This window comes from Flavobacterium sp. UBA2787, from assembly GCA_002352205.1.
GTDB lineage: Bacteria > Bacteroidota > Bacteroidia > Flavobacteriales > Flavobacteriaceae > Flavobacterium.
On record DEHZ01000012.1, the window covers coordinates 149,553 to 172,438 of the forward strand.

The window sequence follows — 22,886 nt, forward strand, 5'->3', positions numbered from 1 at the left end:
AATAGGTTTCTCAATAAAAATTAAAAAATAATACTCGTTAATTTCCTGCTAATTTTTAACATTTAGAAGGATTTCTTCCATCTCCAATTTTAATTTCAACGCTTCTTCTCTTGCTTTTACTGCAAAATCTTCTCCGGCTGAAGCATAGATAATTCCGCGTGACGAATTGATTAGCAAACCAACATTGGCATTCAATCCGTATTTGCAAACTTCTTGTAAACTTCCTCCTTGTGCTCCTACTCCGGGAACTAAAAGAAAACTATCGGGAACTATTTTTCTGATTTCTGTAAAATATTCTGCTTTGGTGGCTCCAACAACATACATTAAATTTTCACTGTTTTTCCAAGTTTTGGATGTTTCTAAAACGTGTTTATATATTTCTGTTTCTCCGGAAAGCTTCGTTTGAAAATCGAATGCACCTTCGTTGGAAGTTAATGCAAGTAAAATGGTGTGTTTATTTTCAAATGCCAAAAAGGGTTCCACAGAATCTTTTCCCATGTAGGGTGCAACGGTGACGGAATCAAAATTCAAATCTTCTAAAAAAGCTTTTGCATACATGGAAGAAGTATTGCCAATATCGCCTCGTTTAGCATCGGCAATCGTGAAAATTTTGGGATAATTTGTATTAATGTAATCAATTGTTTTCTGCAACGATTGCCAACCTTTTAATCCATAGGCTTCATAAAAAGCTGTGTTTGGTTTATAGGAAACACACAAATCATGGGTGGCATCGATGATGGCTTTGTTGAATTCAAAAATAGGATCTTCGGTTTGAAGTAGGTGTTTAGGAATTTTATTTAAATCCACATCCAAACCTATGCATAGAAACGATTTTTTAGTGTAAATTTGTTCAATAAGTTCTGTTGTAGTCAAGGTGTTGGTTTTTGTAGTTTGGCAAATTTACAAAGTAGATTTAGACAATCAATGAAATTATATAACAATCTGGAAAAATTGTGTAACAAGACAAGACGGATTTCATGATAATTTTGTGAATACAAGAACAAACAAGTATTAATTTAAAATTAAACTATCATGAACACAACAGATTTAAAAGGAAAATGGAACGAGTTAAAAGGTAAATTAAAACAACAATATGCCGATTTAACAGATGATGATTTACTATACGTTGAAGGAAAAGAAGACGAACTTTACGGAAGAATTCAACAAAGAGTTGGTAAATCGAAAGAAGAAGTTAAAGATATGATCGACAAGCTTTAATAAGCACCATTACTGAAAAGAGGAATTATGATAATTCCTCTTTTTTTAAATTTAACCACTATTGTTGCATGCTAACCACTGTAAAAAAAGACGACCATCCTGCCTTAAACCTGCTTTTTATAATAAGTTTGGTTTTTGTTTTATATATACTCAAACCGATCGTTGTACCTATTATAATTGCCATCATTTTAAGTGTCTCGGTTTTTCCGTTCGTATTGTATTTGGAACGAAAATGGCACTTTAATCGAGTAGCATCTGCAATTTTTGCTATTTTATTGTTATCGTTGCTAGTTTCTGGCTTGATTACCTTTATTGGATTTCAAATTTCAGATATTATGGATAAAGGTGGTGATTATGCAGATAAATTAAGTGAAGTCTATAATTCTCTGGCCACAAAAATCGAAACTACGCTTGGCATGAATAAAAGCGACTTATCATTAAAAAAATTAAATCTTGGTGAAACTTTAAAAGAGAACTCATCCAGCATATTAGACTTCGTTACAATGTCCGGAAGTATTTTTACAGATGTAATTTTGATTCCACTATATATATTTTTCTTCTTAATTTACCGAAAATTTTTCAAAAGCTTTTTTTACAGAGCATTTTCAAAGGATGGAAACACTTTGAAAGCAAAAACAATTTTGAGTAAACTCTATGATGTTCAACAAAATTATTTGGTAGGATTATTTATGGTTATGGGAATTGTTGGTGTTCTCAATTCTATAGGTTTATTAATTTTAGGAATTGATAATGCTATTTTCTTTGGGTTTTTGGCGGCTTTATTATTGTTAATTCCTTACATAGGAATAATTATTGGATCATTGCTTCCCGCAATTGTTGCTTTAGCCACGAAGGATTCTTTATGGTATCCGGTTGGCGTTATTGCCATTTTTGTGTTTATTCAATTTATAGAAGGAAATTTTATTACTCCAAAAATCACAGGTTCAAAAGTGAGCATAAATGCTTTTGTTGCTATTCTATCCATCATCTTGTTCTCAATGCTTTGGGGGACAGCCGGAATGGTGGTTGCGTTGCCGGTTATTGCCAGCTTAAAAGTTGTTTTTGACACGATTCCTGAACTAAAACCTTATGGGTTTTTGATTGGGGAACCGCTTGATGAACATTTGAGAAGCTCCGCCAGAATAAGGTTAAAAAACTGGAAAAAAATAAGGGATGATAAACAAAACCCGAATTAATTTATAAGCTCTAATTCTTCTAAAAGCATAAACTTTCCCGGAAATTATATAACAAACAAAAAAAATTATGTAACATAAGTAGTGCTTAGTTGGGCTAAATTTGTTATATACATTAACGAAATTATTAATTTAAAAACCAAAATCATGAATACAACCGATTTAAAAGGAAACTGGAATGAGTTAAAAGGAAAGTTAAAACAACAATATGCTGATTTAACCGACGACGATTTATTATACGTTGAAGGAAAAGAAGATGAACTTTACGGAAGAATTCAACAACGTGTTGGAAAATCTAAAGATGAAGTCAAAAAAATGATTGATAAGCTTTAAGTTTAGTTATAAAAAATGCTACGAAAAAGAATGACTTTCAAAGAATTAGGTTTGATTTTAAGTAATTAAACCTAATTCGATGACAGTTGTCAAATCAAATTTTTATAACATTAAAATTTACTTTTATGAAATCAATTTTTACTTTATCCTTTGTTGCCGTTTTGTTTTTAACTTCTTGTTCTGAAAAAATTGTTGGAACATGGAACGTTCAAAAGTTTGAAACAATTAAACCCGGCGAACAAAATATTTCTTTGAACAACATAGGAACTATTACTTTTAATAAAAACAATACAGGAGAGAAAAGCTTATATTATAATGTTTTGGGAGTAGAAACAAAAGACGATGTTCCGTTCAAATGGAATTTGAATGAACCATACATAACAATAGAAAGCGAAAATTCTTCAATTGCTAAAACATGGATTTTAATCGAAAACAACAGAAAATCACAAAAGTGGAAATCTACAGATGGTTCCAATGAAATTCAAACCTTAGAATTAACAAAATAGACTTATTAATTCACCCCACAAGGCATAACTCTTCAAAAAGTTATGTCTTGTTTTATATTAAAATTGTATTTACTGTCTTTTTTGCTAAATTTACTACGAATTAACCATAGAATATGAAAGCCTTTTTAAAATTTGATTTTAACATATTGACTAAAAAAATTTTAGAACAAAAGCTGAGCGAATTAGGCTTAAAACCTATGATTCTAAGTTTTGGCGAAATTGAGTTTTCAGAAAATATTTCTGCTGAAAAACTACAAGAAATGACCATCATGCTAAATGAATACGGTATTGAAGTTATTGAAAATCAAAAAAGTATATTGGTGCAAAAGATAAAAGATACTATTACAGAAATGGTGAATAGTGAAGAACCACTGTCTGTAAAAAGTTCTGTTTATCTCACCGAAAAATTAAATCACAGTTATGGTTATTTATCAAATCTGTTTTCAGAAGTAACATATACCTCAATAGAAAATTTTATAATTATTCAAAAAATTGAATTAGCTAAAAGCCTAATCATCAACAATCAATTAACATTAACAGAAATTGCTTTTAAATTAAATTATTCCAGTGTTGCCCATTTGAGCACACAGTTTAAAAATATTACCGGAATTACACCATCTGCCTTTCAACGAATCATCGCCAAACGAAGATTAAAATCATTCAACTAACTATAATAAACACTTTGTATGCAAAAAGAACACATTACCATTGCTTTGGCCGATGATGATGAAGATGATAGACTTTTTTTTAAAGATGCCTTTGAAGAATTAAAAATTAATACCGTAGTTTCCACGCATTGTGATGGTGAAGAATTGATGAAATATCTTCATGATCCTGAAACAGTTTTGCCAAATATCCTTTTTTTAGATTTGAATATGCCTAGGAAAAATGGATTTGAATGCTTACTAGAAATTAAAAAAGTACAAAAATTTGATGATATTGCCATTGCTATTTATTCAACTTCATCTTCTGAGGAAGATATTGAAAATACATTTGTGCAAGGAGCTAATATTTATATCAAAAAGCCAAGTGAATTCAGTACTTTAAAAAAAATATTAAGTGAAGTGGTTACGCTAAATTGGCAATACCATACATCTGGACTAAACAAAGAAAATTTTTTGTTAAGAATGTAATATGAAAATTCAAGACCTAAAAAAATCGACTCTACTTCTCAAAATCGCATTTGTGGTTTCGTTGGCGGTCATTTTATTTACGGCTTCTGTTTCATACAAACATATCATCAATCTCAACAAATCAAGAGATTTAGTTATTCATTCTTATGAAGTTCAATTGGAACTTGAACGTGTTATTTCCTATATCAAAGATGCAGAAACAGGTTATCGCGGTTATTTATTATATGGTGATACCACTTTTTTAGATTCGTATTCCAATTCCAGAGAAAAAGTAAATCAAGCTTTTTTTAATTTAAAAAATCTTACACTAGACAATCAATCGCAGCAAAAAAAGTTAAAAGAACTGTATCATTTGATTGTTTTGCGGTACACTTATTTTAATAAAAGTTATGAAGACAAAGATCTTTATAAAAAATATTATGAAGCCAATGGTAAGAAAGTGATGGATCAAATTCGGAATAAAGTTGACGAAATGGTTTCTCTTGAAAACAGCATTTTGAAAAAACGTGAATTTGATTTTCGAGATTCTGTTTCCTATACACCACTTTATGCTTTATTGGTCATTCTTATCACATTATTTTTTATTGTTATTGCTTACATTAAAATTAACAGCGATTTTAAAAAAATTGAACGCTCCAATTCAAGGCTACGTGTTTCTCAAGAATCTATCAATCAAGCAGAAATTTTAGGGAATTATTGTAGTTGGACATGGAATTTGGAAAAAGATGAAATTCAGTTTTCGGATAATCAGTTTCGGCTTTTTGGATTAGAACCGCAAGTTTTTGAAGCAACGCACACCGATTTCTTAGGTTTTGTTCATCCGGATGATTATGAAATTACATCAAAAGCATTCAATGAAATTCCTGTAAATGAAAATCTTTCAACAATCAATTATCGAATTATTAATAAAAATGAAGAAGTACGTCATTTGCGATCGGTTGGAAAATTATTCATTAATCGCTTTAACGAAAAAATTATTATCGGAACCACACAAGATGTTACTGATGATATTGTTAAGAAAATTATACTCAGAGAAAAAAATACCGATTTAGAAAGAAACAACAAAGAATTGGTTGAATTCAACTATGCTGCCAGTCATGATTTGCAAGAACCGCTAAGAAAAATTCAAACCTTTATTTCTCGTATTAATGAAAAGGAAAAAGAAAATCTTTCTGAAGCAGGAAAAGAATATATGGAAAGAATCGTGGTTTCGGCAAGCAGAATGCGAGTTCTAATTGATGATTTATTGCAATATTCCAGAACCAATAAAACAGATGCGAGTTTTGAAGAAGTAGATTTGAATGAAACTGCCACAGCTGCTGTTCAAGAATTATCGCAATTAATTGAAGAAACCAATGCAACCGTTGATTTTTGTCAATTACCGGAAATTAAAGGAATTCCATTTCAGTTAAGACAATTATTCATCAATCTAATAAATAATTCCATCAAATACAAAAAGCCGGATCAACCTCCAATCATAACCATCAGTTATGAAAAAATAAAAGCCAGCGAAGATGATCAAATTGATGACAATTCAAATAGAGTTTATCATAAAATTAGTTTTGTAGATAACGGAATTGGTTTTCATCCGGATGATTCAAAGAAAATTTTTCTGCTCTTTAATCGACTTCATGCCAAAGACAGTTATCCAGGAACCGGTGTTGGATTAGCCATTTGCAAAAAAATTGTAAAAAATCATTACGGTTTTATTTGTGCCAATGGCCAGCCAGATGAAGGTGCGTTAATCACTGTTTATTTACCAACAGAATATTAAAAAAATTTTAAATGCCGGCTATACAAACTTATTTCAAATCATTTTACGAAGTTATCTTAGATACTTTTGATGGTTTTTCGGAGTTCAAAATTCTTAAAATGAGCTCTTCTTTGGCTTACATAACTGTTTTTTCGTTGGCACCGCTACTTCTTGTTATTCTATTTATTTGTGATGTTTTTTGGGGAAGAGAAGCGATTGAAGGTGCAATTTATTCGCAAATGAAGGACTTTCTCGGGCCGTCAGCAGCAGAGCAAATTCAGTCGATGATTCAAAATTTAGCTTTATCCCCAAACAGCACCATAGCCGCTGTGATTGGAATTGGAACTTTAATTTTTGCCGCAACATCAGTTTTTGCAGAAATTCAAGATTCCATTAATACCATTTGGAGCTTACGACCTAAGAAAAGATCCGGGATTTGGTTATTCATCAAAGCTAGACTATTATCGTTTGGCGTGATTGGAAGCTTGGGATTCATTATGCTTGTGGCACTTGGCTTTTCTACATTATTAGACGGAATTAGTGATCAATTAGCCAAAAATTATTCTGAAATTAGTATTGGGTTTATCCATTTTTCTAACATTATAGTAACTTTCTTAATTACCTCTTTACTTTTTGGAGCCATCTTCACCATTCTTCCGGATGCAGACATTACTTGGAGACAAGTTCGTGTTGCGGCTTTCACAACAACGGTATTGTTTATGCTCGGTAAATTTTTAATTACTTTCTATATTTCAAATTCAAATATTAGCGATGTGTATGGAGCTGCCGGATCTATTGTGGTTTTGATGGTTTGGGTTTACTACTCTTCAGTAATATTATATTTAGGTGCAACATTTGCCAAATGCTATGCAGTTAAGTTTGCAGAACCCATAAAGCCTTCAAAATATGCCGAGATTGTGCAATATATAACAGTTACTACAGAGGCCAAAACAATTCAATCGGCAGATCATGAAATCAAAGATTTGAAAAAAGAAAAAGAGATTTGTATTGATGACATTAAAACTAGTTAATAAATTCAATTATTAAGATTTTAAAACTTTCTAATTAAAATTAAATCTCATGTAAAAATGAGATTTTTTTTTGGCCAAAATCAACCAAAACCCCTTTAAAATTGGGAAATGTGGTAATTCTATAACAAAATCAAAATATCTTGTAACACAACACGAACTTGATTGTCGCAACTTTGTAATGTTAAATCAAGTGAATAAAATGAAAAGAATTAACACAAAAAAGTTTTTTGAAATCACGGCATCCTTATTACTATTTATGATGGTTTCACTATCATGTATTGAAGAGGAAGAAAAAAAAATGACAAAGTCAGAATTTGATTTTGAAATTGAAAATATTACACGATTGAGTACTATTAATTTGAGATTAAAATTAGCATTCAATCAGTTCATTGAAAAAAGTGAAGATAGTTTATTAATAAACATGTTTTCGGAATTTGAAAAAAATCACAATCAAGTTGATACAATCATAAATTCTGTTGCTCAAAAAAAGCTCATTGTTTTATCTGATGTGTTTTCAAAAAAAACAAATCAGTTTCAAATTTCATCAGAAAATGGTTTAAAAGATTTTAGAATTTTTTTAGAAAAAGAAAAAGAAAAATTAGAAAAAATTCGTCAAAAAAATAAAGTTCAGGACTTAAATGATTTTTACGAAAAAAAAATTGAAGAACTGGAACAAAATATTACCACAATTAATAATTTTTTAGAAACCCAAAATAAACCCAATTACTAATTACTTAAAATTATTTACACCATGAGAAAATTAATCTTAACAGCACTAACTTGTTCAGCGTTCTTCGTTTCAAATGCACAAACGAATGATAATGCCACTACCGGAGCGAGCTTTGGTATCAAAGGAGGAGTAAACTTCTCTAACCTTTACACAGAAGATATAGACGACAACAATGTTTTAACTAGTTTCAATGTAGGTGTGTTTGTTTCAATGCCAATTACAAATTTCTTATCCATTCAACCGGAATTTTTGTATTCCAGAAAAGGTGCAGAATTGGTTTATGACAATGCTTTTGCTTCAGGAACCGGAAAATTCAAATTGAATTATATTGAGGCTCCAATTTTATTGAAAGTAAATTTAACAGAGAACCTTAATATTCATGCCGGACCTTATTTTGCCTATTTAATTGATGCAGAAGTAACAAACGAATCTAACAGTGGAGATTTTGATTTTGAAGAAAACGTAGACAATGATGATTTTAACAAATTTGATTACGGTTTATCTGCCGGTGCAGGATTCGATTTTGATTCAATAGGTTTTGGAGTTCGTTACAACTATGGTTTATCAACCGTTGGTAAAGAAAGAAGCTTCTTAGGAACAACCTATACTTTTCCTGACGGAAAAAACAGTAACTTAAGCATTTATGCTGCTTATAAATTTTAATATTAACTTTAAAAAACATATATTATGTCAAACTTATTATACACAGTCGCAGTAGTATTAATTATACTTTGGGCACTCGGATTTTTTGTTTACAGCATCGGATCAATTATCCACATTTTATTAGTCATCGCTGTAATCGCTATTTTGTTTAGATTAATCAAAGGAAGAAATATATAACCATTAAAAACACAAATTATGAAAGCATCAAATGTATTATTAGGAGTATTAGGCGGATTAGCCGCAGGAGCAGTTTTAGGAGTTTTATTTGCACCGGACAAAGGTGAAAACACCAGAAGAAAAATTGCCAAAAAAAGTGGTGATTTAAAAGACACCGTAAAATCAAGTTTTAATGATTTCTTGACTTCAGTTGAAGATCAGTATCATTCACTTACTTCAAAAGCAGAAGACGTTGCTCATAACGTAGCAAATGAAGGAAAAGCGAATCTTGAAAAAATTAACCGCGAATTGAATAAATAAAATTATAAATCATGGAAAATATAGCCACAAATTTAGGTAAGCTTTACGACAAAGCAGAACAGTATTCAAAAACAAGTTTAGAACTTATCAAGTTGAATGCTATTGATAAATCATCAGATGTTATATCATCACTAGCTGTTGTTCTATCGCTAACGCTTGTTGTGGCTATATTTACATTATTTATAAATATTGGATTAGCACTGCTGATTGGTAAACTATTAGCAGATTATGCAATGGGATTTTTCATTGTGTCCGGATTCTATGTTTTTGTTGGTATTTTAATTTATATTTTCAGAAAACCTTTAATCAAAATTCCAATTGATAATATCGTAGTAGGAAAATTGATGAAAGAGAAAGATGAAAAATTCTTAGAAGACCAAATCAATAATTCAAATTTATAGTATCATGAAAAAGCTAAATCAAAACGAATTATTGGATCAAAAAATTGCATTGCTCACAATACAGCACAGACAAGAACTTGTTGAAATTAAAGAACAATTCAAACTTGTGCAAGAAAGCATTTCTCCATCCAACATTATTCAAGAAGGACTACAAGGAGTATATCAAACCGTTACTGATAAAAATAAACTACTTCCGATGCTTCCAACTCTTTTAAGTTTGGTTGGCGGATATGTTTCAAAAAAAGTAATCATTGGTAATTCCAGTAATCCAATAAAAAAAGTGCTTGGTACCGTTTTACAATTTGTAGTTACCAATTACTTAACAAAAGTAAATTCAAAAGAAGAAACTGTTTCAGAAACAGAAGAACCAGAATTAAATAAATTATAATAACCTTAAACCTTAATAAAATGAAAAATTTAAAATCACTTTTCGTAGCTTCAATCGTTGCTGCTACATTCGTTTCATGTGCAGACGAGAAAAAAACTCAGGCAGAAAAAGCCGTAAACAATTACACAGCTTATATTGATTCTGTTAGCAATGTTGCTTCAGAAGATTTAGCTGAAAAGTGGGATGATGTTGAAAGTGCTTATGTAGCTAAAAAAATTGAAGCAGAAAGTGCTTTAGAAAATTTAGAAGATAGAGCAGAATTAGACAGAAAAGTTGAAGAATCATCAGCAAAATATGAAGCATTTAAAGCTAATTTAGTTGCCGAAAGACAAAAAATGGAAGCGGCAAACTACAAAGCAAAAGTAAGATCTTCACTTTTTGGTGGTCAACAAATTAATGATGACATGAATTTTGATTGGGTTAACAAAGATAACATCTTGCAAACCTATGAAACTTTTGTAAACACTGCCTCAGATAATAAAGACAATTATTCAAGAGAAGAATGGGACGAAATCAAATTGCTTTATGAAGCATTAGATACCCGTAAAAATACAGTTGAAAAAGAAGGGTTGTCTGGTTCAGATAATTTAAAAATTGCAGGTTTAAAAACCAGATTTGCTACTTTCTTTAAAGTAAATAGAATAGGTGCAAAATCAGAAGAAAACGCTGAAGCAAAAGAATAACCTACTCTTTTGTGGAAAGGAAAACGGAGCCAATTTGGCTCCGTTTTTTTATTTAAAATACTTCCGATTCTTTTAATTTTTCGGTGTTGCTCACTAACTGCAACTCTTCGATCATTTTGTGAATATTTCCGTTCATAAAACCGTCTAAATCAAAAATACTCAACCCTATTCGGTGATCGGTAATTCTGCCTTGAGCATAATTATACGTTCTAATTTTTGCCGAACGGTCACCACTACTCACTTGCGAAGTACGTTTTGTGGCATCTTCCGCTTGTTTTTTGGCTAATTCCATTTCATACAAACGCGAACGTAAAACCGTTAACGCTTTGTCTTTGTTTTTATGTTGCGATTTTTCATCTTGACATTGAGCCACCAATCCGGTTGGAACGTGCGTCATCCTTACAGCCGACTTCGTCGTATTCACCGATTGACCACCAGGACCTGATGAACAGAAATAATCAATACGCACATCATTCATATCAATTTGAACATCAAATTCTTCCGCTTCCGGCAAAACCATTACGGTTGCTGCTGATGTGTGAACTCTACCTTGTGTTTCCGTTTGAGGAACACGTTGCACGCGATGAACTCCGGCTTCAAATTTCAATGTTCCGTAAACATCTTCTCCGGTTACTTCAAAAATTACCTCCTTAAAACCTCCGGCAGTTCCGTCGTTCATATCTACCACTGAAGTTCTCCAACCACGACCTTCGCAGTATTTGGTGTACATTCTGTATAAATCTCCAGCAAAAATGGAAGCTTCATCCCCACCCGTTCCGGCACGAATTTCAACCATCACATTCTTTGCATCTTCGGGATCTTTCGGAATCAACATAAACTTGATTTCGTCTTCCAATAATGGCATGCGTTCTTTGGCATCATCCAATTCCATCTTGGCCATTTCAACCATTTCGGCATCCGAACCATCGGCAATAATTTCGTTGGCTTCTTCGATACTTTGTGTCAAACGGATGTATTCTTCACGCTTGTCCACCAAACCTTTTAAGGTTTTATATTCTTGGTTCAATTGCACATAACGCTTCTGATCGGCAATCACATCAGGCTGAATAATCAAATCTGATATCTCGTCGAAACGTTGTTTTACATATTGTAATCTGTCTAACATAGTCTTATAACTCTATTTTGGAGTGCAAAAGTACGACTTTTTGTGTCAAGTGTCAAGTTTCTCATTTCAATGTTTTGTTGTAGTATTGTTAAACAAAATCTTTGATTATGAAATACCGTATTTTACTATTATTGTTAGTGATTATTTTTTCTATTAACGCTTGTCAGAAAGACTATTCTACTCAAGAAGTGGATTGGTTAATTGGCACTTGGGAAAACAAAACAGAAGATGGAACATTTACAGAAACTTGGTACAGAACAAAGAACGAAACAAAAGAAGGATTAACCTATGATCGATTAGAAGCAAAAAGTACCTTTATTAAAAATGGTGACACTTTGTTTCAAGAAGAAGTAATTCTCTTCAAAATGGATAAATGGATTTATTCTGTGATGGCTTCCAATCAAAACGATGGAAAAGCGACTCTTTTTACTGCTACAACTGTTACGAATAACGAATTAATTTTTGAAAATCCAGAACACGATTTTCCAAAAAAAATCACCTACAAAATAGTAAATAAAGACAGTTTGTATGCGGAAATTAGTGGTGACGGGAAGAGTCAGGGGTTTCCGTTTAAGAAAGTGAATTGATAAAAGGAAAAACTACAGATTTGCTGATTTTTTTAATCTGTGGTTTTGGTTTGGAAATAGTAGGTGGTAATAAATTCTTTATAGTTGAATTTAATAAAATTAAACTCAATTTAGTTTAATATATCTATATGAAAACAAATTTATATGCTCAAATAACTGAGTAACATACAAGAGCGGCAAGCAAACGTAACTGAAAGTAATTCAAATGATTGAGATTTATAACCGAAAAGAAATATTCATATAAAATTATAGATTAGAACAAAAAAAGAATTAAATAATCTTTATGAGAATCGTAGATAATGAACAAATTTGGAAAGGTTTTTTTTCATACTTACAAGGTTATGAAATTATTGATAGTTATGTAAAAGTACCATTCAAAATGAATTTAACTTTTAATGGCAACTCATTTATAGGAACAACAATCGATTCGGAATCTGAAAATATTTTCACAGAACCAATTAAAGTAAAAGGATTTATTGAAAATGACAAAATCAGTTTCATTGTAAATTATCCATACTTTTACTTTAAAGACGAAAACGGTCAAATTTTAGTTGACAAAAATATCAAACATCCTAATATAGAATATCTTGGTTTTTATGACGAAATGGAAAAAAAATTTTCAGGAACTTGGGAAATGATAATTTATGAAGAAAAGATTACGGAAAATGAATATATTGAAGAAGTTGCAAATGGAGAGTTTGAAATATACAGGGAAAAGTAAATTCAATATTTTAAAATATTAAAAACAGAAATTTGGAAGACAATTTGCCAACCACTAACAGCTACTAAAACGTTAAAAGCTATTTACAGCTACTCGCCATTTTTGAACAAAAAAAATCCCGACTCTAATCGGGATTTCTATATTCTATTCTCTATACTCTTATTTCTTCTCCGGAATATTCTCCAAAATCTCCAACACAAATTTCCAATATTTTTGTGCCGATGAAATCGAAGCTCTTTCATCCGGAGAGTGAGCTCCGTGAATCGTTGGTCCAAACGAAATCATATCCATGTTTGGGTAATTGGTGCCTAAAATTCCACATTCTAAACCGGCGTGGCACGCTACTACATTTGGTTTGGTGCCGTTTTGCTTTTCGTAAATATTCACTAAAACATCTAAAATTGGTGAGTTCACATTCGGTGTCCAACCCGGATAACTTCCGCCAAAGGTCACTTCGCAGCCCATCAATTCAAATGCAGAACGCAATGCATTCGCTAAATCAAATTTGGATGTTTCAACCGAGGAACGAGTCAAACATTGAACGGTTATATTTCCTTCTTTTACGGTAACCTTTGCAATATTGTTGGAGGTTTCAACCAAATCTTCCATGTCGGCACTCATTCGGTAAACGCCGTTGTGAGCCGCATAAATCGCACGAATCAATCCTTCTTGAATGCCTAAATCCATTACTTTTTCCGGTAATTCGGTTTCGGTAATTTCGATGGTTAAATTTGGTTCAGTCGTTTTGAATTCAGTTTTAATATTATCAATTATGTTTTGCATATCCAATTGAAATGCTCCTTCATAAATAGCCGAAATAATCACTTTGGCCACACTCTCTCTCGGAATGGCATTTCGTAAACTTCCACCATTAATTTCAGCAATTTGTAAACCGAAATTTTGAAAACCGTCAAACAACAAACGATTCATAATTTTGTTGGCATTTCCCAATCCTTTATGAATATCCATTCCGGAATGACCGCCTTTTAAACCTTTAACAGTAATGATAAAAGCCAACGAATTTTCGGGAGTTTCTTCTTCTTTATAACTTCTTGTCGCAGTTACATCTACTCCACCGGCACAACCAATGTCAATTTCATCATCTTCTTCGGTATCTAAATTCAACAGAATTTCTCCGTTTAACAAACCGCCTTTTAAACCCATTGCTCCGGTCATTCCGGTTTCTTCGTCAATGGTAAAAAGGGCTTCAATGGCCGGATGCGGAATGTCTTTACTTTCCAAAATCGCCATAATGGTCGCTACACCTAAACCGTTGTCGGCTCCAAGTGTAGTTCCTTTGGCACGAACCCAATCGCCATCCACATACATTTCGATTCCTTGTGTATCAAAGTCGAAAGTCGTATCGTTATTTTTTTGATGCACCATATCTAAATGTGATTGCATCACGATTGTTTTTCTATTTTCTAATCCTGCAGTTGCCGGTTTTTTGATGATGACGTTTCCGACTGCATCTTTACTAGTTTCTAAGCCTAATTGCTTTCCGAAATCCATCATAAAAGCAATTACACGTTCTTCTTTTTTAGACGGACGTGGAACAGCGTTTAAATCGGCAAATTTATTCCAAAGTGCTTTGGGTTCTAGGTTTCTGATTTCTTGATTCATTTTTTTTAGTTGCTGAGATTCGAAAATTCTGAATTGCTGAGTTTTTTTCAGCATTGCAAAGTTACAAAGAAATTGAGGGATTTTTGAATTAACAAAAGTGAAAGTTTTTGAAATAGTACTATCGAATAGTGTTCCGTTTATATTGTTTTAGCTAGTTTAGATTTGGAAATTTTGTATTTGAAACTAAACTTTTAGAAGTAAATACAAGAGCTTGAAGTACGATTAATATGATAACAATGATAACAAAAACAAACTGTGAAGATGTTTTTCCTGAGAGATACAATTCTTCAGCATGAGCCATGATTTGTTTAGACTCGGCTAACTGAATTGCAGAAAGTTCATTGAGAATTACTAACGCCTTGTTCGAATATTCTAATTTTGCTTGAAGAGTATGTTGACTGGATTCAAACTCTTTGAGTATAAGTAACAATTCATTTGCTTTTCTTGTTTCAACAGCCGTAAATTTAGTTTTTTGATAGGCATTGCTTACCGATACAACATCAGCAATTAAATTATTTATACTTTTAATTTTAATAACATCAGTCGAATCAGAATTTATTGCTTCTTTAATTTGATAAAAACCACTCGTCATTTTTAAAATAAATTCCTCAGCAATTAATCGGTCTTCATACAAAGTGCTGATTGCCTTTTTTACGTTTTCTGTATGAGTTCTGTCAATGTAATTACTGAACAACACCAATACACAAAGTGAAAAAAGTGCACCGGAAGCTGTCAATTTATTTTTTATACTGTAGGTCCATTTCATAGTTCTAAAGAATTTAAGACTTACAGATGTTTTTGTAAGTAACTCAAATATATAACATTTAAACCTATCTAAAAACAAGTTGGTATTTTAGAACTTTTAATTTAGTTTAGTAAAATGAATAATAACCTCAATTAAATTATAAAGAAAGAAGTGCGAAAAAAGTTAAGCGATATGCTTTTCGAATAGTTTTTTAGCATCCTTAGTCGATACTTTGCCCACGCATTCATTTTTGTGAATACACAAAACGGGAGCTTGTTTGCACATTCCTTGGCATTTCATTTTTTCAAAGGCAACAGTTTCTTTCAAACCATTGTCTTTGACCAAATCCTTCAGACAATCTTTGATTTCTTTGTTGTATTTACAGCATTTTTTGCCGTCGCAGAAATAAATTACTTTTTCAGATTTTTTTGCTTTTCCCATGATTGAAAAATGATGCTACAAATGTAAAATATTATTCTTATTTATTCTAAATAAAGAAGTTAATTTTATTAAAATTTCGCCAAACCTCTTACCGATTACCAATTACCCATCACCTTTTCATATATTTGACCCAACGATGATTCAAAAAAAATACATACTTCCACTATTCCTTTTGATACAAATCATTGTATTAAAAATCGCTTCTTTATTTCCCAAGTTTATCGAAGATTATTACAGTAACGGAATATATCCTATTATCTCAAAAATTTCTAGAACCACTTTTGGATTTACTTCGATTTCCATTGGTGATATTATTTACGGTATCGTTTTGTTTTTGGTTTTCCGATGGTTTTGGAAAGTGCGTAAAAAGTGGAAAACAGCTTGGAAAGATAATTTGCTGAAGATTCTCAGTTTTGCTTCAGTGTTTTACTTTCTATTTCATTTATTGTGGGCAACCAATTACCATCGCATTCCTATGTATGAAAAACTGGAAATTGACAAAGAATATTCTACTGAAGAATTAGAAGCTTTTACGATAAAATTGATTGAAAAAACAAATGCGATTCACAAACAAATTACGAAAAATGATTCGGTAAAAGTGGTTGTTCCGTACTCTACTCAGGAGATTTTTGATTTGAGTGTAAAAAGTTATGCCTCGGTTGAAAAAGAATTTCCTTTTCTATTGTATGAAAAACCAAGCATCAAACCATCATTAATCAGTGTTCCGTTGAGTTATATGGGATTTGGTGGGTATTTGAATCCGTTTACCAATGAAGCTCAAGTGAATGATTGTTTGCCAAAATATAATTTTCCAACCACCACGTTACATGAAATGGCTCATCAAATTGGGTATGCCAGCGAGAGCGAAGCCAATTTCATCGGGTTTTTAGCTTCTGTGAAAAGTAATGATATTTATTTTCAATATTCGGGTTATAGTTTTGCTGTGAAGCATTGTTTGCGAAATTTAGAACGGATTGAAGAAGGCAGTAGTGAAAAATTTCTACCGTTAATCAATTCAGGAATTATCAAAAATTTTGAAGAAAGCAAACAATTTCACGAAGAATACAAAACGTTTTTGGAACCGATTTTCAAAACCTTTTACGACAATTTTTTAAAACTCAACAAACAAAAAGACGGTTTGGAAGGATATAGCAAATTTGTAGGATTGATGATTGGAATGGAGAGAAAGTATGGAGTAAGGAGTTACTAGTTGGGAGAGTTTTCTGCCTATTTCTTTCTCCCTACTCCTTACTAATAACTCCCAACTTAAACTTCATCCGCCACAAAAGAAGTCACATTTTTCTTTTTAAATGGTCTGATAATCAATCGTCCTTCGCGGTCTAAACGGATGTAGTTGTAAATCCAATTGGTCAAAACAACTGCTTTATTTTTAAATCCGATTAAGGAAAACAAGTGTACAAAAATCCAAACAAACCAAGCAAAAACACCACTAAAATGAAATTTTGGTAAATCAACCACCGCTTTGTTTCTGCCAATCGTTGCCATCGAACCTTTGTCGTTGTAGACAAAAGGTTTTAGCGGTTTTTTATTTATTTTTTTGACGATGTTTTCGCCTAACCATTTTCCTTGTTGCATCGCCGGTTGTGCCATCATAGGATGTCCTTTTGGATATTGCTCAGTCATCATCGCAGCAATATCACCAACGGCAAAGATGTTATCGTAACCTTCTACTTGATTGAATTCATTTACTTTAACACGATCAGCTCGTGGAATTATTGCATTTGTATCAATTCCGGATGGCAATGCTCCTTGCACACCCGCTGTCCAAATTACGGTCGCTGATTCAAAAGTTAAATCGGTGTTGGTTGAAACTGTACTGCCGTCGTAACCGGTTACACGAACATTTTTCCAGACATTTACACCTAAATTAATCAGAAAATCTTCAGCTGCATTCGATGACTTTTCGCTCATCGTATCTAAAATTCTTTCTCCGGATTGAATGAGGTTGATTTGCATTTTTCGCACATCCAAATCGGGATAATCTTTGGGAAGAATGGCTTTTTTCATTTCGGCCAAAGCTCCGGCTAATTCTACTCCGGTTGGTCCGCCACCCACAAGTACAAAATTGATTAAACTATGTCGGTCGTGAATATCGTTCGTCAGCAACGCTTGTTCAAAGTTTTCAAGAATCAAACTTCTGATGTTGAGTGATTGCGGAATGGTTTTCATTGCCACACTGTTGCGTTCGATTTCTTTGTTACCAAAAAAGTTGGTTTTGGAACCGGTAGCTAACACTAAATAATCATACCGCAAATCGCCAATGTCTGCTTTTACTTTTTGGTTTTGCGTATCAATTTCGTTGACAAAACCTAAACGAAAATAAAAGTTCTGGTACTCCTGAACAACTTTTCTAATTGGGTAAGCGATAGATCCGGCTTCTAATCCGCCTGTGGCTACTTGATATAATAATGGTTGAAATGTATGGTAATTGTGTTTATCGATTAAGACGACTTGAACACGTTGATTTTTAAGGCTTTTGGCGAGTGCAATTCCGGCAAATCCGCCACCGATGATGACGATTCTGGGAAGATTAGTATTTGGGATATTCATAGTTTTGAGTTACTGAGTAGCTGAGTTACTGAGCTACTGAGATTTTGTATGACAAAGATAGTTGATTTTAACATTTGATGAATTACTCGTTTTTTGATAGGTCAAAATTTAACTGAATTTTATCATTTTTGGTTGGTAATTTTGCTAGGAAGAAGACAAGGCACAAAGTATCGGAAAACTTGAAACCTGAAACCTGAAACTTTCAAACTCGCAACTTTTCAACTCACAACTCCTAGCCCCGATAGCAGTGGAAAGCCTTTTGCAGGATTGTTGCAGTTTTTCTTGGCAAAAAAAGCGACCAACGGAAGCTCTTTTTTTGCCTTAGAAAAACGTAACAAGACAAAAAAGCTTGAAACGGACCTGCCTGCCGGCAGGCAGGTAGCGGGATTAGCTTCTGAAAATAATTGTAACTTGTAACAAATTTTATATTCTGACTACTAACTGAGCATGAGCAATTCACTGGAGCAATCTTTTGTTACGCAATTAAAGGAAAATCAGAACATCGTTCACAAGATTTGTCGTTTGTACACGTCGGGTGAAGATGCTCACAATGATTTATTTCAGGAAATTACGATTCAGTTATGGAAAGCGTTTCCGAAGTTTCGTGGCGACTCGAAATTTTCGACGTGGGCGTATCGTGTGGGATTGAATACGGCTATTACATTGTATCGAAAAAGCACGCGAACGGTTGCTACGACTGACATGGAAGGCAAAAAACAGTTCATTGCACCCGATGATTACAATTTTGAAGAAGAAGAACAAATTAAACTTTTATACAAAGCCGTCCATCAATTGAATGACATTGAAAAAGCATTAGTTTTTATGTATTTAGAAGATAAAGATTATGAAGAAATTGCCGAAACACTGGGAATTACGGAAGTAAATGCACGCGTGAAAATGAATAGAATTAAAGGAAAATTAAAAAAAATCGTTAATCCATAAGTATATGACTGAGGAATTGGATTTATTGAAAAAAGCTTGGAAAAAAGACGCACACGCTTATGAGCAAGTGACGGAAAACCAAATATATAAAATGATTCACAAGCGATCATCTTCCATTGTAAAATGGATTTTGATGATTAGTATTGCCGAATTGATTTTGTGGGCTGCTATTGGTCTATTTACCGTAGATGATAATTATTTGAAAACATTGGAAATGTATCATATTGATACGCTATTCGGTGTGTTGACTGTAATTAACTATGCTATTATTTTATTTTTTATATATGTATTTTATAAAAATTTCAGAACAATTTCAACGACCGATACAGTCAAAAAACTGATGAGTTCGATCATAAAAACACGAAAAACAGTTCAGTACTACATTTGGTATAATTTAGCGATGTTTGCGTTGATTTTTATAATTGTTGTCATTTCTCAAATCACTTATGATCCGAGCATTAATTCGGTTTTGGAAAATGCAAAAGACAGTAATCCGCAAGCATTTTGGATTGTTATTGGCTTAACTTACTTTGTTTTATTCGCTGTAACTTTTGGATTATTTTGGTTGTTCTACCGTTTGATTTACGGGTTCTTAATGCGAAGATTATACAAAAATTATGAAGAGTTAAAGAAAATGGATTTTTAATATTCCCACATTCTTTTTTTGTCTAATTCTTTTTGTTCTTCTAAAACTTCAACCGGAATCACTTTGAGTAAAGATGGATGTTGCTCAATAGCATATTCAATTTTTTCAACAATTTCTTCGATAGATTCGTTGTCATAATCAATATCTAACGGTTCTTTGATAACCATTGATTGAAGAATTCCTTTCTTCTTGATGCGAAGTCCTTTGCGGTCAAAAGAACGTCTAAAACCATCAATAACAATCGGAACCACAATCGGTTTGTGTTGCTTTATGATGTGTGCCGTTCCTTTTCTAACCGGTTTAAACGAACGTGTTGTTCCTTGCGGAAAAGTGATTACCCAACCGTCATTTAAAGCTATTTTAATATTTTCAGTGTCATTTGGATTTACTTCCCGTTGAATATCCTTGCCTTTCGCACGCCAAGTGCGTTCAACAGTAATTGCTCCGGCGTACGCTAAAATTCTTGGCAAAAGCCCCTCTTTCATGGTTTCACTGGCAGCAACATAATAGATATTTAACTTGGGATTCCATAAATAGCCAACATTTTTAATACTATCATCCCGACCGCTTAAACTAGCGTTGAATACATGAAACATCGCCACAACATCAGCAAAATAAGTTTGGTGATTAGAAATAAACAAAACACCTGTCTGCGGAAGATTTTTAATAATTTCAGAGCCGTCAATATGCATTTCGTTAAAACCACGATAACGTTGGTGTGTTAGCACTCCGAAAATGCGTATGAGCCATTTTTTTAAAAACAGAATGTGTCCGAAAGGATTTCTTTTAAACAATCCCATAATTACTCTTTTGTTGGAAAAATTGATTGCGAATTTATAAAAATCTAATCAATTAAATTACCATTTTAATAGTTTCTTTTAATTCACTCATCATCATCGCAGTAGCACCCCAAACAATGTGTTCTTTTACTAAAAAAGCGGGTACATCAATTTCATTGGCATAGGAAGTAGTTAATTTTCTCATCACCACATTTTTATCATCCAAAAAGTCGCGTAACGACAATTCGATTATGCCGGCCACTTCATCTTCTTGCATTATAAATTCCAATTCTTTTTGACATACTCCTAAAAAGGGAGAAACCAAAAAATTACTTGGTGGTATGTAAACATCTGTAAACGACTTAACAATTTCAACATGCATTCTATTCACGCCAATCTCTTCTTCTGCTTCACGCAAAGCAGTGTGAGCCAACGACTCATCTTCTAATTCTACTTTCCCACCCGGAAAAGCAATCTGTGAAGAATGAACGCCTGGATACGTATTCCGAACAATCAACACCAAATGCGTTTCATTATTTTTAGGATAAAAAAGCATTAAAACCGCCGCTTTTCTAGGCTGATACGAATCATAATCAATCTCCTTTAATAACTCTTGACGAAACAAAGGAGCCATTTTTAAATGGGCAGTTGTAGCAGGAAGCGATTCTTTTGCTATTTTTGGAACATATTTTAAAAAATCATGAAACTCCATAAAATCTTCCTTTTTTTGCTATTTTTTTTAATCGTTTCGTGTGAAAAGAAAACTAAAGATACTACAGAAAAAAATAGAGAGCAAAAAAATGATTCAGTAAACATAAAAAATAGTGCTCCAAAGCCAAAATACGATCTAGAAACAATTGTTCTTACAGACGAAAATGTAGTCGATTTTTTAATGTGGTATGGCGAGAGAAATCCAGAAAAAAAAGTTCTTATCGAGACAGAATATGGAAATATCGAAATTGAATTATCCGATAAAACTCCACTCCATAGAGCCAATTTTATTTACTTGGTCAAAAAGAACTATTTCAATACGACTTATTTTCATCGGGTTGTTAAAAATTTCATCATACAAGGTGGAAGTTCAGATGAATCAATTACAAAAAAAGATAGAAAAAACATTGGCAAATACCTCATTCCTCCCGAATTTAATAACGCCCTCAAGCACCATTACGGAGCCTTAGCCGCTGCAAGATTATGGGAAGAGAACCCAGAAAAACTTAGCAATCCTTATGAATTTTATTTCGTTCAAAACAAAAATGGAGCCCATCATTTAGACAAAGAGCACACCGTTTTTGGCAAAATAACTAAAGGTTTTGAAGTAATGGATGAAATTGCCAACCAAGAAACCGACAAAAAAGAATTTCCACTTTTGAATATAAAAATCAAAGCAACTCTCATCAACTAATGTTCAGCAAAGAAGAAGCACAAAAAATAAAACGTGAATTTTGGATAACCTTTGCACAGGAATATCCAAGAAAATGGTTGCTCTACAACACCAAAATAAAAGATGTAACCTTCAAATTTCATGTCGATAACAAAAAAGCCATGGTTTCTTTAGATATCGAACCCAAAGACGAAGAGCACCGAAAAATCTATTTCGAAAAAATTGAATCACTCAAAACCATCCTCACAGAAAATTATTTAGAAGACGCCATCTTCGAAAAAAATTTCCACCTTGAAAACGGAAAAATCATCAGCCGTATTTGGGTCGAAATCGACAGTATTAGCATCAACAACAAATCCACTTGGAAAACAATTTTCGCCTTCTTTGCAGAAAAAATGGAATCCTTCGAATACTTCTTCTACGAACACGAAGACTACATTAAAGACTTAGATATCAACACCTAACCTGAAACTTCAACCCTGAAACGAACCATTAGGGCGTGCCCCTCCGACAAGCTCCGGGTCGGGCTATCCGCTGCAAGTCCTCGGCCAAAGGTTGGTTTTTGTCGGGTTGTGCTCAGCTTCTTTGGTCGCCGGCACAACCCGCAAAAACACAAACCTTTCTCCTGTGGGCTTTCCGCTACTATCCCTCACGCACTTCAGTGCATCAAAACATTTCAAAGCAAATAAATTCGCAAAAGAGTCGTAGTTTTCAGTTCTAGCTCTCCCTCAATCTTGTCATACCGATGAAGGAGGACACGAGCGATAGCGAACTAGCGAAGAAGCAATCCCTTTCTGTGTTTTCCGTGTTTT

At 32.9% G+C, this 22,886-nt stretch carries 30 protein-coding genes; 22 read left to right on the forward strand and 8 right to left on the reverse strand.

What is annotated here, in order from left to right:
- Window positions 1-48: 48 nt before the first annotated feature.
- Window positions 49-873: an orotidine-5'-phosphate decarboxylase gene (gene pyrF / locus B4N66_RS11320; RefSeq protein ID WP_291094872.1), complete on the reverse strand. Its 825-nt coding sequence runs from the start codon at window positions 871-873 to the stop codon at window positions 49-51.
- A gap of 159 nt (window positions 874-1,032) precedes the next feature.
- On the opposite strand from pyrF, the gene B4N66_RS11325 reads away from it, so the two are divergent.
- The 15 genes from B4N66_RS11325 to B4N66_RS11395 all read left to right on the forward strand — a co-directional run bounded on the left by B4N66_RS11325 (window position 1,033) and on the right by B4N66_RS11395 (window position 10,509).
- Window positions 1,033-1,218, forward strand: coding sequence for a CsbD family protein (locus B4N66_RS11325; protein ID WP_291094874.1), 186 nt, complete (start codon window positions 1,033-1,035; stop codon window positions 1,216-1,218).
- A gap of 68 nt (window positions 1,219-1,286) precedes the next feature.
- Window positions 1,287-2,414 carry an AI-2E family transporter gene (locus B4N66_RS11330; protein ID WP_291094875.1) on the forward strand — a complete coding sequence of 376 codons (1,128 nt, stop codon included), beginning with the start codon at window positions 1,287-1,289 and terminating at the stop codon, window positions 2,412-2,414.
- 144 nt (window positions 2,415-2,558) lie between these two features.
- Window positions 2,559-2,744 carry a CsbD family protein gene (locus B4N66_RS11335; RefSeq protein ID WP_291094877.1) on the forward strand — a complete coding sequence of 62 codons (186 nt, stop codon included), beginning with the start codon at window positions 2,559-2,561 and terminating at the stop codon, window positions 2,742-2,744.
- 125 nt (window positions 2,745-2,869) lie between these two features.
- The gene (locus B4N66_RS11340) at window positions 2,870-3,250 is read left to right on the forward strand and encodes a hypothetical protein (protein WP_291094879.1); all 381 of its coding nucleotides are present in this window, start codon (window positions 2,870-2,872) and stop codon (window positions 3,248-3,250) included.
- A gap of 113 nt (window positions 3,251-3,363) precedes the next feature.
- Complete coding sequence (locus B4N66_RS11345) at window positions 3,364-3,918, forward strand: helix-turn-helix domain-containing protein (RefSeq protein ID WP_291094881.1); 555 nt, start codon at window positions 3,364-3,366, stop codon at window positions 3,916-3,918.
- Between the two features lie 18 nt (window positions 3,919-3,936).
- On the forward strand, window positions 3,937-4,383 hold the full coding sequence (locus B4N66_RS11350; RefSeq protein WP_291094883.1) for a response regulator: 447 nt from the start codon (window positions 3,937-3,939) through the stop codon (window positions 4,381-4,383).
- A 1-nt stretch (window position 4,384) separates the two neighbouring features.
- On the forward strand, window positions 4,385-6,157 hold the full coding sequence (locus B4N66_RS11355; RefSeq protein ID WP_291094884.1) for a sensor histidine kinase: 1,773 nt from the start codon (window positions 4,385-4,387) through the stop codon (window positions 6,155-6,157).
- An 11-nt stretch (window positions 6,158-6,168) separates the two neighbouring features.
- Window positions 6,169-7,167 (forward strand): YihY/virulence factor BrkB family protein, encoded by a 999-nt coding sequence (locus tag B4N66_RS11360; protein ID WP_291094886.1) that lies wholly within the window; start codon window positions 6,169-6,171, stop codon window positions 7,165-7,167.
- Window positions 7,168-7,366: 199 nt separating this feature from the next.
- On the forward strand, window positions 7,367-7,897 hold the full coding sequence (locus B4N66_RS11365) for a hypothetical protein (protein ID WP_291094888.1): 531 nt from the start codon (window positions 7,367-7,369) through the stop codon (window positions 7,895-7,897).
- Between the two features lie 21 nt (window positions 7,898-7,918).
- Window positions 7,919-8,560, forward strand: coding sequence for a porin family protein (locus B4N66_RS11370; RefSeq protein ID WP_291094890.1), 642 nt, complete (start codon window positions 7,919-7,921; stop codon window positions 8,558-8,560).
- 24 nt (window positions 8,561-8,584) lie between these two features.
- Entirely contained in the window at window positions 8,585-8,737 is a 153-nt protein-coding gene (locus tag B4N66_RS11375; protein WP_291094891.1) for a lmo0937 family membrane protein, read from the forward strand.
- An 18-nt stretch (window positions 8,738-8,755) separates the two neighbouring features.
- Window positions 8,756-9,037, forward strand: coding sequence for a YtxH domain-containing protein (locus B4N66_RS11380; RefSeq protein WP_291094892.1), 282 nt, complete (start codon window positions 8,756-8,758; stop codon window positions 9,035-9,037).
- Window positions 9,038-9,048: 11 nt separating this feature from the next.
- Complete coding sequence (locus B4N66_RS11385; protein ID WP_291094893.1) at window positions 9,049-9,438, forward strand: hypothetical protein; 390 nt, start codon at window positions 9,049-9,051, stop codon at window positions 9,436-9,438.
- Between the two features lie 4 nt (window positions 9,439-9,442).
- A complete protein-coding gene (locus tag B4N66_RS11390; protein WP_291094894.1) occupies window positions 9,443-9,826 on the forward strand; it encodes a hypothetical protein in 384 nt (127 codons plus the stop codon).
- Window positions 9,827-9,846: 20 nt separating this feature from the next.
- Window positions 9,847-10,509, forward strand: a complete 663-nt coding sequence (locus B4N66_RS11395; protein WP_291094895.1) for a hypothetical protein — start codon at window positions 9,847-9,849, stop codon at window positions 10,507-10,509.
- 52 nt (window positions 10,510-10,561) lie between these two features.
- Here the strand turns inward: B4N66_RS11395 and prfA are convergent, their stop codons facing one another.
- A complete protein-coding gene (prfA, locus tag B4N66_RS11400) occupies window positions 10,562-11,635 on the reverse strand; it encodes a peptide chain release factor 1 (protein WP_291094896.1) in 1,074 nt (357 codons plus the stop codon).
- A 107-nt stretch (window positions 11,636-11,742) separates the two neighbouring features.
- Between prfA and B4N66_RS11405 the strand changes: the two genes are divergently transcribed.
- Window positions 11,743-12,222, forward strand: coding sequence for a DUF6265 family protein (locus tag B4N66_RS11405; protein WP_291094898.1), 480 nt, complete (start codon window positions 11,743-11,745; stop codon window positions 12,220-12,222).
- Window positions 12,223-12,505: 283 nt separating this feature from the next.
- Window positions 12,506-12,943, forward strand: a complete 438-nt coding sequence (locus B4N66_RS11410) for a hypothetical protein (RefSeq protein ID WP_291094899.1) — start codon at window positions 12,506-12,508, stop codon at window positions 12,941-12,943.
- A 159-nt stretch (window positions 12,944-13,102) separates the two neighbouring features.
- Here B4N66_RS11410 and B4N66_RS11415 read toward each other — a convergent pair whose 3' ends face one another.
- The 3 genes from B4N66_RS11415 to B4N66_RS11425 form a co-directional block, all read right to left on the reverse strand.
- Window positions 13,103-14,566 carry an aminoacyl-histidine dipeptidase gene (locus B4N66_RS11415; RefSeq protein ID WP_291094900.1) on the reverse strand — a complete coding sequence of 488 codons (1,464 nt, stop codon included), beginning with the start codon at window positions 14,564-14,566 and terminating at the stop codon, window positions 13,103-13,105.
- 151 nt (window positions 14,567-14,717) lie between these two features.
- Window positions 14,718-15,332 carry a hypothetical protein gene (locus B4N66_RS11420; protein ID WP_291094901.1) on the reverse strand — a complete coding sequence of 205 codons (615 nt, stop codon included), beginning with the start codon at window positions 15,330-15,332 and terminating at the stop codon, window positions 14,718-14,720.
- A 162-nt stretch (window positions 15,333-15,494) separates the two neighbouring features.
- Window positions 15,495-15,752 (reverse strand): (2Fe-2S) ferredoxin domain-containing protein, encoded by a 258-nt coding sequence (locus tag B4N66_RS11425; RefSeq protein ID WP_248434918.1) that lies wholly within the window; start codon window positions 15,750-15,752, stop codon window positions 15,495-15,497.
- Window positions 15,753-15,924: 172 nt separating this feature from the next.
- Here B4N66_RS11425 and B4N66_RS11430 point away from each other — a divergent pair, with 172 nt between their 5' ends.
- A complete protein-coding gene (locus tag B4N66_RS11430; RefSeq protein ID WP_324522777.1) occupies window positions 15,925-16,962 on the forward strand; it encodes a DUF3810 domain-containing protein in 1,038 nt (345 codons plus the stop codon).
- Between the two features lie 56 nt (window positions 16,963-17,018).
- Here B4N66_RS11430 and B4N66_RS11435 read toward each other — a convergent pair whose 3' ends face one another.
- Window positions 17,019-18,323, reverse strand: coding sequence for an NAD(P)/FAD-dependent oxidoreductase (locus B4N66_RS11435; RefSeq protein WP_291094904.1), 1,305 nt, complete (start codon window positions 18,321-18,323; stop codon window positions 17,019-17,021).
- A 447-nt stretch (window positions 18,324-18,770) separates the two neighbouring features.
- Between B4N66_RS11435 and B4N66_RS11440 the strand changes: the two genes are divergently transcribed.
- A complete protein-coding gene (locus B4N66_RS11440) occupies window positions 18,771-19,265 on the forward strand; it encodes an RNA polymerase sigma factor (RefSeq protein WP_291094906.1) in 495 nt (164 codons plus the stop codon).
- 4 nt (window positions 19,266-19,269) lie between these two features.
- Window positions 19,270-19,911 (forward strand): hypothetical protein, encoded by a 642-nt coding sequence (locus tag B4N66_RS11445; protein WP_291094908.1) that lies wholly within the window; start codon window positions 19,270-19,272, stop codon window positions 19,909-19,911.
- Here the strand turns inward: B4N66_RS11445 and B4N66_RS11450 are convergent.
- Together B4N66_RS11450 and B4N66_RS11455 are read right to left on the reverse strand one after the other, a co-directional pair.
- Entirely contained in the window at window positions 19,908-20,711 is an 804-nt protein-coding gene (locus tag B4N66_RS11450; protein WP_291094910.1) for a lysophospholipid acyltransferase family protein, read from the reverse strand. The genes B4N66_RS11445 and B4N66_RS11450 overlap by 4 nt on opposite strands.
- A 52-nt stretch (window positions 20,712-20,763) precedes the next feature.
- Window positions 20,764-21,402 carry an NUDIX hydrolase gene (locus B4N66_RS11455; protein WP_291094911.1) on the reverse strand — a complete coding sequence of 213 codons (639 nt, stop codon included), beginning with the start codon at window positions 21,400-21,402 and terminating at the stop codon, window positions 20,764-20,766.
- On the opposite strand from B4N66_RS11455, the gene B4N66_RS11460 reads away from it, so the two are divergent.
- Together B4N66_RS11460 and B4N66_RS11465 are read left to right on the forward strand one after the other, a co-directional pair.
- Window positions 21,391-22,095: a peptidylprolyl isomerase gene (locus tag B4N66_RS11460; protein ID WP_291094912.1), complete on the forward strand. Its 705-nt coding sequence runs from the start codon at window positions 21,391-21,393 to the stop codon at window positions 22,093-22,095. The genes B4N66_RS11455 and B4N66_RS11460 overlap by 12 nt on opposite strands.
- Entirely contained in the window at window positions 22,095-22,538 is a 444-nt protein-coding gene (locus B4N66_RS11465; protein WP_291094913.1) for a DUF4268 domain-containing protein, read from the forward strand. The genes B4N66_RS11460 and B4N66_RS11465 overlap by 1 nt, the downstream gene beginning before the upstream one ends.
- The last annotated feature ends 348 nt before the right edge of the window (window positions 22,539-22,886 follow it).

Excerpts from the sequence above, each read along its gene's own strand:
- B4N66_RS11325 (WP_291094874.1), top strand. The coding sequence starts at position 1,033 with ATGAACACAACAGATTTAAAAGGAAAATGGAACGAGTTAAAAGGTAAA.
- B4N66_RS11330 (WP_291094875.1), top strand. The coding sequence starts at position 1,287 with ATGCTAACCACTGTAAAAAAAGACGACCATCCTGCCTTAAACCTGCTT.
- B4N66_RS11335 (WP_291094877.1), top strand. The coding sequence starts at position 2,559 with ATGAATACAACCGATTTAAAAGGAAACTGGAATGAGTTAAAAGGAAAG.
- B4N66_RS11340 (WP_291094879.1), top strand. The coding sequence starts at position 2,870 with ATGAAATCAATTTTTACTTTATCCTTTGTTGCCGTTTTGTTTTTAACT.
- B4N66_RS11345 (WP_291094881.1), top strand. The coding sequence starts at position 3,364 with ATGAAAGCCTTTTTAAAATTTGATTTTAACATATTGACTAAAAAAATT.
- B4N66_RS11350 (WP_291094883.1), top strand. The coding sequence starts at position 3,937 with ATGCAAAAAGAACACATTACCATTGCTTTGGCCGATGATGATGAAGAT.
- B4N66_RS11355 (WP_291094884.1), top strand. The coding sequence starts at position 4,385 with ATGAAAATTCAAGACCTAAAAAAATCGACTCTACTTCTCAAAATCGCA.
- B4N66_RS11360 (WP_291094886.1), top strand. The coding sequence starts at position 6,169 with ATGCCGGCTATACAAACTTATTTCAAATCATTTTACGAAGTTATCTTA.
- B4N66_RS11365 (WP_291094888.1), top strand. The coding sequence starts at position 7,367 with ATGAAAAGAATTAACACAAAAAAGTTTTTTGAAATCACGGCATCCTTA.
- B4N66_RS11370 (WP_291094890.1), top strand. The coding sequence starts at position 7,919 with ATGAGAAAATTAATCTTAACAGCACTAACTTGTTCAGCGTTCTTCGTT.
- B4N66_RS11375 (WP_291094891.1), top strand. The coding sequence starts at position 8,585 with ATGTCAAACTTATTATACACAGTCGCAGTAGTATTAATTATACTTTGG.
- B4N66_RS11380 (WP_291094892.1), top strand. The coding sequence starts at position 8,756 with ATGAAAGCATCAAATGTATTATTAGGAGTATTAGGCGGATTAGCCGCA.
- B4N66_RS11385 (WP_291094893.1), top strand. The coding sequence starts at position 9,049 with ATGGAAAATATAGCCACAAATTTAGGTAAGCTTTACGACAAAGCAGAA.
- B4N66_RS11390 (WP_291094894.1), top strand. The coding sequence starts at position 9,443 with ATGAAAAAGCTAAATCAAAACGAATTATTGGATCAAAAAATTGCATTG.
- B4N66_RS11395 (WP_291094895.1), top strand. The coding sequence starts at position 9,847 with ATGAAAAATTTAAAATCACTTTTCGTAGCTTCAATCGTTGCTGCTACA.
- prfA (WP_291094896.1), bottom strand. The coding sequence starts at position 11,635 with ATGTTAGACAGATTACAATATGTAAAACAACGTTTCGACGAGATATCA.
- B4N66_RS11405 (WP_291094898.1), top strand. The coding sequence starts at position 11,743 with ATGAAATACCGTATTTTACTATTATTGTTAGTGATTATTTTTTCTATT.
- B4N66_RS11410 (WP_291094899.1), top strand. The coding sequence starts at position 12,506 with ATGAGAATCGTAGATAATGAACAAATTTGGAAAGGTTTTTTTTCATAC.
- B4N66_RS11415 (WP_291094900.1), bottom strand. The coding sequence starts at position 14,566 with ATGAATCAAGAAATCAGAAACCTAGAACCCAAAGCACTTTGGAATAAA.
- B4N66_RS11420 (WP_291094901.1), bottom strand. The coding sequence starts at position 15,332 with ATGAAATGGACCTACAGTATAAAAAATAAATTGACAGCTTCCGGTGCA.
- B4N66_RS11425 (WP_248434918.1), bottom strand. The coding sequence starts at position 15,752 with ATGGGAAAAGCAAAAAAATCTGAAAAAGTAATTTATTTCTGCGACGGC.
- B4N66_RS11435 (WP_291094904.1), bottom strand. The coding sequence starts at position 18,323 with ATGAATATCCCAAATACTAATCTTCCCAGAATCGTCATCATCGGTGGC.
- B4N66_RS11440 (WP_291094906.1), top strand. The coding sequence starts at position 18,771 with ATGAGCAATTCACTGGAGCAATCTTTTGTTACGCAATTAAAGGAAAAT.
- B4N66_RS11445 (WP_291094908.1), top strand. The coding sequence starts at position 19,270 with ATGACTGAGGAATTGGATTTATTGAAAAAAGCTTGGAAAAAAGACGCA.
- B4N66_RS11450 (WP_291094910.1), bottom strand. The coding sequence starts at position 20,711 with ATGGGATTGTTTAAAAGAAATCCTTTCGGACACATTCTGTTTTTAAAA.
- B4N66_RS11460 (WP_291094912.1), top strand. The coding sequence starts at position 21,391 with ATGAAACTCCATAAAATCTTCCTTTTTTTGCTATTTTTTTTAATCGTT.
- B4N66_RS11455 (WP_291094911.1), bottom strand. The coding sequence starts at position 21,402 with ATGGAGTTTCATGATTTTTTAAAATATGTTCCAAAAATAGCAAAAGAA.
- B4N66_RS11465 (WP_291094913.1), top strand. The coding sequence starts at position 22,095 with ATGTTCAGCAAAGAAGAAGCACAAAAAATAAAACGTGAATTTTGGATA.